The organism is uncultured Psychrobacter sp. (assembly GCF_947488565.1).
In the GTDB taxonomy this organism is placed as follows: domain Bacteria; phylum Pseudomonadota; class Gammaproteobacteria; order Pseudomonadales; family Moraxellaceae; genus Psychrobacter; species Psychrobacter saeujeotis.
The window spans coordinates 185,544-198,506 of the sequence record NZ_CANKZC010000002.1 but is presented as its reverse complement, the minus strand read 5'-3'; the positions used below and the strand labels follow the sequence as shown (position 1 = coordinate 198,506).

Below are 12,963 nucleotides of genomic sequence, written 5' to 3'. Positions count from 1 at the left end.
TGATAAGTCATGCTAATACTAAAAGTTAGTAGATGTAGGGCGAGCGTACTGCTCAGATAAATACAGGTATCGAATTAAAAGGTCATCGTCGCTGATCGTTGGTTCGAATTTTAACGACTGTGTTTAAAGTGACTAAAATAATCGTTCTAAGTAATTTTGATACAGAGTGTAGGGCTGTAACATGATCTAATGCCAATCATCCCATACTGGTTTCAAGGCTAGTACCTAACACATTGCTATGGTAGGTTTTACAAAGATTATTGACATATAAAGCGTACTTGGTTTACTTTGTAAGGGTATCCAAGCACTCACCACAAAGTCACAATTCATTCGCCATTTTGTCTAAACTGTTAACACTAGCGAACGTCTTAATATCAGCTCAAATTAATTCAATGATTTTATCTATCTATTATTTTATAACATCTAACTGTCTTAGAATCTTAAGTTAAAAGTGCCACTGCACCGTTATTCAGCGGGGCGTACTTGGCAAACAGAATAGGTAACCGGCTTACAAGCTCGGTGGGGTATACATTGTTTGTATGACAATCATTTTATCTGTTTGACCGCCAATATTCAGGCAGCTGTAAACTCTCAACATCGGATTAACATTACTTACCCAGCTACACCAACCCAATGATTAAAAAATCAAGTCATGGCCGTGTGTTAATGAGTAGTTGTGTTCTATTACCGCTTGATAATTTAGCATGTTTGCCATTATCACCGAAGCGATTAATTTGGTATAAATACCTTTTATTGGACACCACGCCAGACGTTACTGAGCAGGATGTCCTGAAAGTAGATGATGCGTGCAAAAATCGCCAGATCAACTCATTACTAGCCAGTAATAATGATAACAATAAGTTGTTTAAGACAATAACGATTATTGTCTTAGTCTCTGCTTAATTGGCGCTCAACATGGTAAACTATAACAAATCTTTGTGTAAATACCTAACTAAAAATGACAAATTCCAAAATGACTGACGATGCACCTACTCATGAAGCTCCAGCAATATTCAATAGCAGGACGCGCCCACAAAGCGCTGATGATGAAATTAGCAACTTTGGAAAGGTTAACTACCTTGAAGTTACTCGCCATCAGCATGACCAGCGTTTAGATAACTTTTTACTAAACCGCTTAAAAGGGCTGCCAAAGTCTCATATTTATAAAATGATACGGTCAGATGAAGTTCGTGTGAACAATAAGCGCTGCAAAGCACATGATAGAGTAGAGCGCGACGATGTCGTACGTATCGCACCTATTCAGTTGGCAACCCGCGAAAAACCCATCATTAGTACTGAGTTTGCTAAGAGCCTATTAGCGCGCATAGTGTATGAAGATGATGGGCTGCTGGTGCTCAATAAGCCGTCTGGTATCGCAGTACATGGCGGTAGTGGTCTTGACTTTGGTGTTATCGAGGCCATGCGTGAGGTGACTGGTAAAAAGTACCTAGAGCTGATTCATCGCATTGATAAAGACACCTCAGGCCTGCTTATGATTTCTAAGAAGCGCTCAACACTTAAAGTGCTGCAGCAGCATCTGGTCGACAAAACCATTCAAAAGCACTATCTATGTCTGGCAAAAGGGCAGCCTGCTCTTAATGAGCAACGTATTGATGCCCCACTGTTACGTTACACGCTCGCGAATGGTGAGCGCCGTGTCAAAGTGGATGGCAGTACCTCACAAAATCAGGACTCGCAATCTAAAGATAGCCAAACGGATATCATCGTACATAGCCGTTTTATACTGGCAGGTCAGCCAGTCAGCTTGATTGAAGCCAAGCCATTAACAGGGCGCACGCACCAAATCCGTGTACATTTGGCCCATATCGGTCATGCGATCTTAGGGGATGACAAGTATAATGTGCATGATAAATCAGGCGTTCATCGCTTGTGCTTGCACGCATGGCGACTAGATATTCCAGGCTATAAAATCATTACCGCCCCGTTACCAGATGATATGGCAGACTGGATGCCGGAGCAAACCACAATGCCAGAATAAACTTAACCCCTGTATATTAATGTATTGACTACTAATGTATTGACATCGAATTTTTGGTTTATTGCCGTGCGCTAAGGTAAATTTATGAGTAAACAGTCTAATCATCGCTTAGCAGATAAGACGTTGGTTATCTTTGATTGGGATGGTACTTTGATGGATTCGATCGGTTTGATCGTTGAGTCCATGCATGTCGCCGGAGAGGCGCATGGTTTTTGCACCACTGATCAAGCAGTCAAAGACATTATCGGACTGAGTTTAATGAATGGTATTGAGATTTTATATCCGCAAGCGAGTGAGTCACAAAAGCTTGCCATTCAACAAAGCTATGCTGACTATTATATTCCTAACAGTCACCGTACACCGTTTTTTACTCCCATAGAAAGTATGCTACAAGCGTTGCAGCAGCAAGGCCGCAAATTGGCTGTAGCGACGGGTAAAAAAAGACGAGGTCTTGATAGGGTGCTTACCGCCTCTGCTAGCCAGCATTACTTTGAAATAACTCGCTGTGCGGACGAGTCAGGCTCCAAACCCAACCCGCAAATGCTGACCGATATCTTAGAGCATACGCAGCAAAGTATATCTAAAGCTGTATTTATCGGTGATAGTATTTATGATATTCAAATGGCGAACAAGCTTGGTATGACCAGTATTGCTGTAGATTATGGTACGGCAACCAATAAAGAGCTCGCCGCTCAGCAGCCGACTTATCAAGTTGATACGCCCCAAGCTTTAACAGAGCTACTATGTGGTTAAAATAAAAGACATGATGAACAAAAAAGGGTTTATCAATAATTGTGATAAACCCTTTTTTAACTTATGCAGATGATGGTTATTCAGCATCTTACTGACTATCTTGTGACTTAACATCCTGTGGTTCAGCGTCTAGCTGAGTAGCAGGGAGCGACTGAAGATCTGACTCAACCAGCTTGTCATCATCAAGTTTGTAATCGTACCATTTGCCCATCACGCCTGCCAGCTCATCAAGGCCTTCTTTTCTTAGTGCAGAAAACAGCTGAATAGTACAGTTTAACCCCAGTTTTTTGAGAGCTTGACGAGTATTAAGTAAGGCATTTTTTGATGCCCCATATTTGAGTTTGTCTGCCTTAGTCAATAAGATATGGACAGGCAACTCGCCATCTTTAGCCCAATGTAGCATCTGCTCATCAAAGAACTTAAGAGGATGGCGAATATCTGTCATCAGCACTAAACCTGCAAGACTTGAGCGTGATACCAGATACTCTTCTAACTCTACCTGCCATTCTTTTTTCATCTCAAGCGGGACAGCTGCATAACCATAGCCTGGTAAGTCAACCAAGCGTCTGTTGGTATCACCAATGCTAAAAAAGTTTATCATTTGTGTACGCCCTGGCGTTTTAGACGAGCGGGCAAGCTGACGCTGGTTGGTTAACGCATTGATAGCCGAGGACTTACCCGCATTTGAGCGTCCTGCAAACGCGACTTCTAGTCCGATATCTGGCGGACAAAGACGAAAAGTAGGCGCCGACGTCATAAATTCAGTCTGTTGAATACGCTGGCGGGCTTTGGTATTAAACACCGCATGTTCAGCGGCAACATCTTTAAACGGGGTACTCATAAATGACTCATTAACAATCAAAAAATTAAAACGAAGTTTGAAATAACACCACAGAACAAGTCAAAAAAAGATAAGCGGCTAGCTGTCACATCGATAATATGAAACTTAAAATGACTTTTAATACCAATAAGCAGTCAGATAAAGGATGAGTGTTACGATGATCTATTTGGTATATTGCTTATCTCTGCCGTTCTATGTATGACAGCATAACACTAAAGTGAATAGCAGCTTAGCAAAATTATCATACAACGCTTAAGCGTTACTAACATTAAACGAGATAATACTACTTTGACTCGACATATATCGTTACAATATAAGATATTATCAGTTAACAAGTTTATGTATCGAATAATTGTAGACATGATTATTCTGTTAAAGAGGATATCATATGCGTTTATTAAATATTAGTAGCATTAAAATAGGCCAAGCCTTGAGTAGTAGTATGGTGGCACTTGTCATCAGCATTGCTATGACGAGTAGTCATGCAGCAACTGATATCTCCAAAATTTATAATGACTCATGCGCGGCTTGTCATGATAGTGGGGCATTAAATGCCATCAAGAAAGGTGATAGCGCTCAGTGGCAACGCCTTATAGAACGAAAAGGTATGCCTGCACTGATTGATTCCGTAAAGGGCGGCATGATTCAAATGCCAGCGGGTGGACTATGTGACAGCTGTAGTGATGATGATTATCGCAAATTGATTGAGTATATGAGTAAGTAGCGAGAAACTTAGCTGTCAATTCTACTTTATAGACCCTTGAGTATCCTAATGATACCTATAAGATTTTATAAAACGGGCAGATGATTTACAAAATATGTTGTATGCTTAGTTTTAGATAAAAAAACGTTAGTTACCATGATTAAGTAGGCAAATTCTTTAAAGTCTTGCTATAATAATTGCAAATAAACCCTGATGTTAGTAAGTGCTTTCGGGCTGCTTGTTATGAACACCGCAAATTTCATGATTAATTTAGTCAAGCTGTAGACGTGCTTGTGTGATTTGGTGAGTGCTCTGTTAATACAATCAATCGAGATAATGCTTACGGCGAGTTAGTAGGATCTGTATCAATGAAAAAGTTAATCGCTGCCGCCAGCTTATGTGTTGCAAGTTTCAGCGTACAAGCTGCTATTATTGTTCCTGAATATGACGCTAATGCAGGTAAACAAATCGCAGAAACGGTCTGTGCCGCTTGTCATGGTGTTGATGGAGTGAGTGTCGTGCCAGCTCAGCCAAATCTTGGCGGTCAAAATGTAAAGTACTTATATAAGCAATTGGTCAATTTTAAATCTGGATACCGCAAAAACGGCATTATGCAGTCGCAAGTTGCTAATTTGTCGCAGCAAGATATGGCTAACGTATCAGGTTACTATGCTGAGCAGTCACCTTGGGGCGTGGGCTTTGGTAATCCTGCAACCAATCAAGAAGCAACCAAGCTTTATTTAGGTGGCGATAAGTCACGCGGTGTGATTGGTTGTGCAGGCTGTCATGGACCAGATGCTGCTGGTAACGAGTTTGCAGCTTTTCCACGTTTGGGGGGACAGCATGCTGAATACATCGCTACTCAGCTAAAACTGTTCCGTGCAGCGGGCCGCGTGGACGATATTGCAAGCGACGATCAAAAACGTGTCAACGATGCAGCCAAAGAAGGCGAGATGGGTATGATGCAGACGGTAGCATCGAGACTGTCAGATCGCGATATTCGTATCTTGTCGGATTATGTAAGTGCTATCCATTAATTGATGCCTATTTGATTATTAAACCCCGTTTTCGGGGTTTTTTTATAGGTGCCTGTCCCTATATTGTATAAAGAAATACAGCTTCCTTAATGGGTCTGTATAATTGCCTATTGTTATTCACTTTAGATCGTTTGGATTGAGATTATGATGGTCCGCTATGCTTCTTATTTTATGGCAGCACTGTTGCCACTACTGCTTTTTCGCTGGTTTGCACCTACTTCAATTGGTGAAATAGACTTTTGGTTGTTGTGGCTATTTGCGATGGTATTGGTTTCATTGCCAGTGATTTATGCAGAGATTGCTTTGGCGTATCGTAGTATTGAAGCACCCTTAGCAGGTATGCAAAAACTCACCCGCGAAGCTGATGCTAGTCCGTTATGGCGTAGTTTTGGTTGGTTGACAGCGGTAGTCGCGATTGCGATTGCTGCACTTATAATATCTGGAGCAAGTAGCGGTCTTTTGTCTGCGCTGACAGAGCTAAATAGTGCTCCTAACTTGCCAGTTTTTGCGGTTGCTAGTGGTTTAATGGTGATTGCAGTATTGTTAAGTTTGCTTGGGGTCGCGCCTCTACCTATAGGTCTAGGTCTGATGGTTGTAGGCTTAGTGATGGGCCTGACCAATGGGCTCCCGCAAGTTGAATTTGCCATGACCAACATTAACTTAACCGAATGGGCACGAGCGGTTGCACTTGCGTTGGTCAGTGTAGGAGCAGGTACTGGACTATACTGGTTTGGTCAGCATCTAGTGACGAAGCAGACAGTAACTGCAGTAGAGCCAGACGGTCTCAATGTAACCAAGTCACATTCGACTAAGCTACATTCGACTAAGACTCCTCATACCTATCGTGCTGCCAAACTGGTGCTACCCATCTGGATACTGCAGCTAGTCATTGGTATCGTTGCATTGTTCAGTAGTGGCTTAGCACTACCGCCCATTGGGCAACTGCTATACCATGCAGGCGTATTATTTGTAGCAAGCTATTTGTTATATTATAGCGCCCAGCAGCTAGCGCATAAATTTGGCCTAGTGGTCGGCTTGGTTATAACATTGATTGTAGGTGTATTACTAGTCACAATAGTACCGACAGCTTGGCTAGTGGGTCTATTGGTTATAGTGAGTAGTATTGCAGTGCTAGTGCTGTCTATATTTGCCGGCTGGCATATGAAAATCAGTCACTTGCGTAAGTCTTTAAACTTTGGCAGTGAAGCATCGTATAACCTATGGCGCGTGGCCATTCGTCTCATTGTACCGTTAGCACTGATTTTAGCATTAGTAGGTTGGATACTGCTATGGCTGAGTTGATAGAGAAGACGTCTAAACGCTCTCATAAGCCCGCCATGATGACAGTGCAACTGGCCTATGCTGAGGATGTAAAGCGCCAACATTATCTGACATTACAAGTCGTTGAAGGTACGACTCTATATGAAGCACTAGAACAAGCTGGCTGGTTAAATAAGTTTCCCAACTTGGCTGTATGGTGCGAACAAGTAGCAAGTATGACAACGCCTACTGCCAAGCGCTGGCATGTAGGCATCTATGCACAAAAACAGCCTATAAGCTACATATTACAACCGCTAGATCGCATCGAGGTATACCGTAGTTTAAGCGCTGATCCCATGTCTCAGCGCAAAAACCGTGATAAGAAAAAGCAAATATAAATGGTTAGGATTGAGGCAGTTAAGACTTAAGACTGAGGTAGGGTCTCTATACCTTCGATACGAGTGACAATACCATTGCCATCAAAATAGACAATCAAATGCTGGCTGGCATTTTTGACATCTGTGATACCTTTGCGCTCACCTTCTGTGCCTGCCTGGTAGTCGTAGATATAATCCCAACGATTGGGTGCTAATGTGTCTTTGATAGCAGGGCTCCCTAGTATGTACAATACTTGGTTTTGATTCATGCCTACTTGTAATTTTTGAGCTTGAGTTTGAGTGATTGGTGTACCTTGTGGTAAATCAATTCTATAAACATTAAATAATGAGCAACCAGATAGGGCAACAGTAATGCCAAGGGTTGCAGTAATCATAATTTTGCGCAGATTGGCTGAGTAATGAGATGACTGACGGCCAAGGGGAGAACGATTTAATAGCTTTATCATGGTAAGATGGCTCATAAAAATGGGTTAGGCGCGGCTAAATGCATATTGAGCAAGTCTTGCCGGCAATCTTGAACAAATGATACGTCATTTACTTGCAATTGCCTACCACTTACGACATTATTTACCAAATGCTACCTGATATACTCAGTAATTTATAGTGTCAATTCATAAGCTTATAACTACAATATATTTTATTTTTAGCATTATTTTTAAAGTGAGGGCATAGCCTAGCTATTAATTCACTATGGCTATTTTTCAATTTTTATTTGTTAAGACTTTAACAGTCAGAAGGGATATTATGGCTTCTTTTACCAATCAGGACTTACGTAAAGCAGGATTAAAAGTAACTTTACCGCGTATCAAAATTTTAGAGCTACTTGAGAGAGCAGAGCTGCATCATATGAGTGCAGAAGAGGTATACAAGGCGCTTATCGAGCAAGGCGAAGATGTGGGATTGGCGACAGTTTACCGAGTATTGACGCAGTTCGAGCAAGCAGGTATTGTCGAACGGCATAACTTTGAAAACAATTTGTCAGTGTTCGAAATCACTCAAGAAGAGCATCACGATCATCTGGTTTGTGATGTTTGTGGCAAGATTATTGAGTTTCACAATGAAGTCATTGAAGAAGAGCAGCTAAAGGTAGCAGCGGAGCATGGCTTTAAACTGTCTGGGCACTCACTGGTGTTATATGGTATTTGCAACAATCAAGAATGTAAAGACAGTGCAAAATAATCAACAGACTTAACCAAAACAAAAAACCGCCCTCAATTTGAGAGCGGTTTTTTATTTGTGTGCTGGGTTTTCTTGATTTTAATAAATTGCAATTAGCCAATATTTAAAGACAGGCTGCTGGCATTTTCTTCAATGTCTTTACTGCCATTTTTACTGTTTAGTTTGATTTTTAAGCGCAAATCATTTGGAGAGTCCGCATGTTTAATCGCATCTTGGTAAGTAATGTCACCATTTTCGTATAAGTCGAACAATGCTTGATCAAAGGTTTGCATGCCACTATCACGTGAGCGCGTCATTACTTCTTTGATTTCGTGTAGTTCACCCTTACGGATATAGTCACTAATCAGCTGTGAGTTGAGTAGCACCTCAATTGCTGCACGGTAGCCTTTGCCATCTGGCGTTTGGATAAGCTGCTGCGCAACAATAGCTTGTAAGTTGAGCGAGAGATCCATGAACAACTGATTGTGACGATCAGCTTCAAAGAAATGGATAATACGATCGATCGCTTGGTTGGCATTATTTGCGTGCAATGTTGCAAAAACCAAATGTCCTGTTTCAGCATATTGGATCGCATAGTCCATCACTTCACGGTTACGAATTTCACCAATAAGGATAACATCAGGCGCTTGGCGCAAGGTGTTTTTTAGCCCAGCTTCAAATGATAAAGTATCGACACCAACTTCACGCTGCGTAACGATACAGCCTTTATGCTGATGTACAAACTCAATGGGATCTTCGATAGTAATAATATGACCATGAGAGTTTTGGTTACGATGACCGATCATAGAAGCAAGCGTGGTTGATTTGCCTGTCCCTGTAGCACCGACTAATAAGATGATACCACGCTTTTTCATTGCCAACTCTTTTAGCGAGGGAGGCAGGCGCAGCTCTTCAACCGTTGGAATTTTGTTTTCGATTTTTCGTAAAACCATGCCTGCCATATCACGCTGCATAAAAGCACTGACCCGAAAGCGCGCCAGCTGCGATTTATCTGAGATGGCAAACTGACATTCATTGGTGTCTTCAAACTCTTTTTGCTGATTGTAGGTCATAAGACTTTTGACCAAAAGCAAAGTTTGCTCACCAGTTAATGGCGCTTGTCCTACAGGACAAATAGTACCGTTTATTTTCATAGAAGGAGCGACGCCAGCTGTAATAAACAAGTCAGAGCCGTTCTTTTTAACCATGAGTTGCAGTAATTTATCGAAGTCCATATCATATCCAAATTAAAAGTGAGTTATTAAAAAATAAGTTAAAGGTACTAAATATAATGTAAGAATAAGAGGGTCAAATCAGTATTATATAAATGCTTCAGGCTGTTTTGCATAAGGACGAGCGACGTCTTTGCTAATAGTGCCTTTGCTGACTAAGTTCTTAAGAGTTTGGTCGAGCGTAATCATGCCGTCACCAGCACCAGTCTGAATAGCAGAATACATCTGGGCAATTTTGTTTTCGCGTATGAGATTGCGAATGGCCGGTGTACCGAGCATAATTTCGTGAGCAGCTACACGTCCGCCTGTTTGCTTTGGTAGTAGTGTCTGGGAAATAACGGCTTGCAGTGATTCAGACAACATCGCACGAATCATATCTTTTTCGGCAGCTGGAAAAACATCGATCACACGGTCAATTGTCTTCGCAGCAGAGCTGGTATGCAAAGTGCCAAATACCAAGTGACCAGTTTCAGCAGCGGTCAAAGCCAAACGAATCGTTTCAAGGTCACGTAGCTCACCGACCAAAATAACGTCTGGATCCTCCCGTAATGCGGAGCGTAGTGCAGGCTCAAAACCTAACGTATCACGGTGGACTTCACGCTGGTTGATAAGACTCTTTTTAGATGCATGAACAAATTCGATAGGGTCTTCGATAGTCAAAATATGCTCTTTGCGTGTATCATTGATATAGTCGATCATTGCCGCTAAGGTAGTAGATTTACCAGAACCAGTCGGCCCTGTTACCAGTACCACACCACGTTTAAAGTTCGAAACTTGTTTAAATACATCACCCATTCCTAAGTCCTCTAAAGTGAGAACTTCTGAAGGAATGGTACGAAAGACAGCACCAGCACCGCGGTTTTGATTAAAAGCATTTACCCGAAAGCGCGCTAGGTTTGGAATCTCAAACGAGAAGTCAGTCTCAAAAAACTCCTCAAAGTCAGCACGCTGTTTATCATTCATGATGTCATAAATCAGCTGATGCACAGTTTGATGACTCATAACCGGCATATTAATACGGGTGATTTCGCCATCGGCTCGAATAACGGCGGGCATGCCAGCTGATAGATGCAAGTCTGATGCTTTATGTTTAACAGTGAATCGCAGCAGATCTTCGATGCTTAAGTTGCTTTTTTCAGCCATGGTCGAGCGTTCCTATCTAGCAGTACAGTAAAAATGAGCAATAAAGAGTTTCTGGGTTAAAATTACTTCAAAGCTTTATAGAGCTATTAGGAGACTAATAACACTATCTTTACTTTATTTACAGCTCATATCTACTTTAGTAGTGCAAGTGAGCTAAAGTAACAAATTAATAACAATAATAGTCAATTTCTATCATAAAAGAAACAGATTAAATGTAAATAATGACGATTAACGGTATAATTTTCTTAGAAAATTTTTGCCAAGTACTATATGTTCAAGGTTTTATAAACCAATTTTTGGATGACAGAAAAGATAATAAGAAGGATACAATATGAATGAGCATCGTTTAATCGCCAACTGGCAACAGGTTAACGAACAAGTAACTCAAGCCTATGTGCAGGCCAATGATTTAATAACGGATCAGAAAAGAGTTACTAGATCAGCATCAGACGTCATATTGCTTGCAGTTTCAAAAACCAAGCCTGCTGATATGATCGCTATATTGGCTCGGCAAGGACAACGGGATTTTGGTGAGAACTATCTGCAAGAAGCCATTGAAAAAATCAAGACACTACAAGGTCAGCCTGAAGCTGCCTCTATCGTATGGCATTATATTGGACATGTTCAGCGTAACAAGACTCGTGACATTGCCGAAAACTTTGATTGGGTACAAACGCTTGAGCGTGACATCATTGCAAAACGTCTAAACGATCAGCGTCCAACAGATATGCCGCCACTGAATGTGCTTATACAACTTAATATAGATGATGAGGAAAGTAAGTCGGGTTGTCGCCCTGAGGATTTGCCCGATTTAATAGCAACTATTAAGGACTATGAGCGCCTGCAATTACGCGGTTTAATGATTATTCCTGCCAAGTCTAATACAGATGCGTTTAAACGCACGAAGATGTTATTTGAAAAGACAAAGCAAGAACATCCGGATTTAGAAGCTTGGGATACGCTTAGTATGGGTATGAGTAATGATATGGCAGCCGCTATTGCTAACGGCTCTACGATGGTAAGGGTTGGCACAGCGATATTTGGTGCACGAGATTGAGTAGGTTACTTACTGCTCTCACTATTTGTTTTTGAGATCATCGACAGACCTCTCCAAGAAAAAGCTGTTTTTGCAGAATGTCTAGGCAGTTTCTTCAAGTTTGGTCACTAGCATCTGATTGATTTTTAATTTTTCAGTATCTAGTATTTCAAACCGATAGTTGGCATATTCGATGGTATCCGTTTTTTTGGGTATTTTTCGCAGCATATACATCATAAAACCACTGATGGTTTCATAGTTTTGATTGCGCGGTAAGTTTACGATATCTAAAGCACGAACCACATCTTCGATAGGCGTCATACCGTCGATCAGCCAAGAATTATCAGTACGCTGGACAATAGGCTGATCTTCTAACGTAACAAGCTCACCCATGACGATACTCATCACGTCTTTAAGCGTAATGACGCCCACGACCATTGCATACTCATTGACGATGACGGCAAAGTCTGCACCAGTGGATTTGAACATCTCTAGCACTTCAAACAAAGATAAGGTGTCGGGCACGAAGAGGGCGGGCTTTAGTAGCGCTTTATCGGTTAAACTAACCTTTTGCTGATTAAGGACTAACGCTAAAAAGCTACGAGACTCTACATAACCAATGATATGCTCTAAGTCATCATCATTGCACACCAAAAACTTATTGTGGGGTTGCTCGATCATGGTCTCGACCACTTTGTCGGTACTTGTTTTGGTATCAAAGTAAACGATATGTTCGCGTGGATTCATCACTGAGGTGACGGTCCGCTCTTGCATCTCGAAGATATTTTCTATCAAATGATGTTCTTGCTTTTTTAATACCCCAGCTTCAGCCCCAGCATCCATAACGGCATAAATATCTTCTGACGTCATATCATCTTGACGCGCAGTTGATATACCCAACACCTCAAAAATAACATTTGCTGCACCATCAAATACCCAGATGATGGGTTTGAACACAAAAATTAAAAGCATCATTGGTCGTACGAGTCGCACGGCTATAATCTCAGTACTGGACATTGCCAAACGTCTAGGCATTAGGTCAGCCAGCAAAGAAAACAAGCTGGTAATCAAGACAAAAGAGACAATTGACGCGATGGCTTCATTGTTAAATAAAAGCTGTAAGTAAGGACTGATAGCCGATTCGCCCACTGCACCAGCTGAAATAGCGACGGCGTTTAGAACCACTTGTACCACAGTGATAAAACTACCAGGATTGTCCTGCATGTGTAGGACATCAAGTGCTCGGACTTCTCCTTCTTTTGCCATAATTTGTAGTTTAATTTTGCGACCAGCGGCGATGGCAATCTCGGCAGCAGACACAAAAGCGCTTAGGGCAAGCAACAAAAGGAGGCAGATACTAGCGGTTAGCAAACTCATGAAGTACTCAAAGAAAGGTAGAAAAA

General features: G+C 41.5%; 14 protein-coding genes. 9 read left to right on the top strand and 5 right to left on the bottom strand.

The features are described 5' to 3' along the window. Positions 1-666: 666 nt before the first annotated feature. The 3 genes from Q0890_RS05090 (at position 667) to Q0890_RS05080 (ending at position 2,752) form a co-directional block, all read left to right on the top strand. Positions 667-903 carry a hypothetical protein gene (locus Q0890_RS05090; protein ID WP_299218289.1) on the top strand — a complete coding sequence of 79 codons (237 nt, stop codon included), beginning with the start codon at positions 667-669 and terminating at the stop codon, positions 901-903. 70 nt (positions 904-973) lie between these two features. Further along, entirely contained in the window at positions 974-1,999 is a 1,026-nt protein-coding gene (locus tag Q0890_RS05085) for an RluA family pseudouridine synthase (RefSeq protein WP_299218287.1), read from the top strand. 84 nt (positions 2,000-2,083) lie between these two features. Then, on the top strand, positions 2,084-2,752 hold the full coding sequence (locus Q0890_RS05080) for an HAD-IA family hydrolase (RefSeq protein WP_299218285.1): 669 nt from the start codon (positions 2,084-2,086) through the stop codon (positions 2,750-2,752). A gap of 88 nt (positions 2,753-2,840) precedes the next feature. Here the strand turns inward: Q0890_RS05080 and yihA are convergent, their stop codons facing one another. Next, positions 2,841-3,593 (bottom strand): ribosome biogenesis GTP-binding protein YihA/YsxC, encoded by a 753-nt coding sequence (gene yihA, locus Q0890_RS05075; protein WP_299218283.1) that lies wholly within the window; start codon positions 3,591-3,593, stop codon positions 2,841-2,843. A gap of 388 nt (positions 3,594-3,981) precedes the next feature. On the opposite strand from yihA, the gene Q0890_RS05070 reads away from it, so the two are divergent. The 4 genes from Q0890_RS05070 to Q0890_RS05055 all read left to right on the top strand — a co-directional run bounded on the left by Q0890_RS05070 (position 3,982) and on the right by Q0890_RS05055 (position 6,991). Then, a complete protein-coding gene (locus tag Q0890_RS05070; protein WP_299218281.1) occupies positions 3,982-4,317 on the top strand; it encodes a c-type cytochrome in 336 nt (111 codons plus the stop codon). 347 nt (positions 4,318-4,664) lie between these two features. Then, a complete protein-coding gene (locus Q0890_RS05065) occupies positions 4,665-5,333 on the top strand; it encodes a c-type cytochrome (RefSeq protein ID WP_299218279.1) in 669 nt (222 codons plus the stop codon). A gap of 144 nt (positions 5,334-5,477) precedes the next feature. After that, positions 5,478-6,635 carry a hypothetical protein gene (locus Q0890_RS05060; protein WP_299218277.1) on the top strand — a complete coding sequence of 386 codons (1,158 nt, stop codon included), beginning with the start codon at positions 5,478-5,480 and terminating at the stop codon, positions 6,633-6,635. Beyond that, on the top strand, positions 6,623-6,991 hold the full coding sequence (locus tag Q0890_RS05055) for an RnfH family protein (protein ID WP_299218275.1): 369 nt from the start codon (positions 6,623-6,625) through the stop codon (positions 6,989-6,991). The genes Q0890_RS05060 and Q0890_RS05055 overlap by 13 nt, the downstream gene beginning before the upstream one ends. A 26-nt stretch (positions 6,992-7,017) precedes the next feature. Here the strand turns inward: Q0890_RS05055 and Q0890_RS05050 are convergent, their stop codons facing one another. Next, positions 7,018-7,452 (bottom strand): outer membrane protein assembly factor BamE, encoded by a 435-nt coding sequence (locus Q0890_RS05050; RefSeq protein WP_299218273.1) that lies wholly within the window; start codon positions 7,450-7,452, stop codon positions 7,018-7,020. 283 nt (positions 7,453-7,735) lie between these two features. Here Q0890_RS05050 and fur point away from each other — a divergent pair, with 283 nt between their 5' ends. Beyond that, positions 7,736-8,170 carry a ferric iron uptake transcriptional regulator gene (gene fur / locus Q0890_RS05045; RefSeq protein ID WP_068034202.1) on the top strand — a complete coding sequence of 145 codons (435 nt, stop codon included), beginning with the start codon at positions 7,736-7,738 and terminating at the stop codon, positions 8,168-8,170. Positions 8,171-8,262: 92 nt separating this feature from the next. Here the strand turns inward: fur and Q0890_RS05040 are convergent, their stop codons facing one another. Further along, entirely contained in the window at positions 8,263-9,384 is a 1,122-nt protein-coding gene (locus Q0890_RS05040) for a PilT/PilU family type 4a pilus ATPase (protein ID WP_299218269.1), read from the bottom strand. Between the two features lie 84 nt (positions 9,385-9,468). After that, on the bottom strand, positions 9,469-10,524 hold the full coding sequence (locus Q0890_RS05035) for a type IV pilus twitching motility protein PilT (RefSeq protein ID WP_299218267.1): 1,056 nt from the start codon (positions 10,522-10,524) through the stop codon (positions 9,469-9,471). A gap of 331 nt (positions 10,525-10,855) precedes the next feature. Here Q0890_RS05035 and Q0890_RS05030 point away from each other — a divergent pair, with 331 nt between their 5' ends. After that, complete coding sequence (locus tag Q0890_RS05030) at positions 10,856-11,581, top strand: YggS family pyridoxal phosphate-dependent enzyme (RefSeq protein ID WP_299218265.1); 726 nt, start codon at positions 10,856-10,858, stop codon at positions 11,579-11,581. Positions 11,582-11,662: 81 nt separating this feature from the next. On the opposite strand, the gene Q0890_RS05025 is transcribed toward Q0890_RS05030, so the two are convergent. Beyond that, positions 11,663-12,937, bottom strand: a complete 1,275-nt coding sequence (locus tag Q0890_RS05025) for a hemolysin family protein (RefSeq protein WP_299218262.1) — start codon at positions 12,935-12,937, stop codon at positions 11,663-11,665. Positions 12,938-12,963: the final 26 nt, after the last annotated feature.

What these genes read in the sequence shown, in the direction of transcription:
- Q0890_RS05090 (WP_299218289.1), top strand. Translation starts at nt 667, where the DNA reads ATGAGTAGTTGTGTTCTATTACCGCTTGATAATTTAGCATGTTTGCCA.
- Q0890_RS05085 (WP_299218287.1), top strand. Translation starts at nt 974, where the DNA reads ATGACTGACGATGCACCTACTCATGAAGCTCCAGCAATATTCAATAGC.
- Q0890_RS05080 (WP_299218285.1), top strand. Translation starts at nt 2,084, where the DNA reads ATGAGTAAACAGTCTAATCATCGCTTAGCAGATAAGACGTTGGTTATC.
- yihA (WP_299218283.1), bottom strand. Translation starts at nt 3,593, where the DNA reads ATGAGTACCCCGTTTAAAGATGTTGCCGCTGAACATGCGGTGTTTAAT.
- Q0890_RS05070 (WP_299218281.1), top strand. Translation starts at nt 3,982, where the DNA reads ATGCGTTTATTAAATATTAGTAGCATTAAAATAGGCCAAGCCTTGAGT.
- Q0890_RS05065 (WP_299218279.1), top strand. Translation starts at nt 4,665, where the DNA reads ATGAAAAAGTTAATCGCTGCCGCCAGCTTATGTGTTGCAAGTTTCAGC.
- Q0890_RS05060 (WP_299218277.1), top strand. Translation starts at nt 5,478, where the DNA reads ATGATGGTCCGCTATGCTTCTTATTTTATGGCAGCACTGTTGCCACTA.
- Q0890_RS05055 (WP_299218275.1), top strand. Translation starts at nt 6,623, where the DNA reads ATGGCTGAGTTGATAGAGAAGACGTCTAAACGCTCTCATAAGCCCGCC.
- Q0890_RS05050 (WP_299218273.1), bottom strand. Translation starts at nt 7,452, where the DNA reads ATGAGCCATCTTACCATGATAAAGCTATTAAATCGTTCTCCCCTTGGC.
- fur (WP_068034202.1), top strand. Translation starts at nt 7,736, where the DNA reads ATGGCTTCTTTTACCAATCAGGACTTACGTAAAGCAGGATTAAAAGTA.
- Q0890_RS05040 (WP_299218269.1), bottom strand. Translation starts at nt 9,384, where the DNA reads ATGGACTTCGATAAATTACTGCAACTCATGGTTAAAAAGAACGGCTCT.
- Q0890_RS05035 (WP_299218267.1), bottom strand. Translation starts at nt 10,524, where the DNA reads ATGGCTGAAAAAAGCAACTTAAGCATCGAAGATCTGCTGCGATTCACT.
- Q0890_RS05030 (WP_299218265.1), top strand. Translation starts at nt 10,856, where the DNA reads ATGAATGAGCATCGTTTAATCGCCAACTGGCAACAGGTTAACGAACAA.
- Q0890_RS05025 (WP_299218262.1), bottom strand. Translation starts at nt 12,937, where the DNA reads ATGAGTTTGCTAACCGCTAGTATCTGCCTCCTTTTGTTGCTTGCCCTA.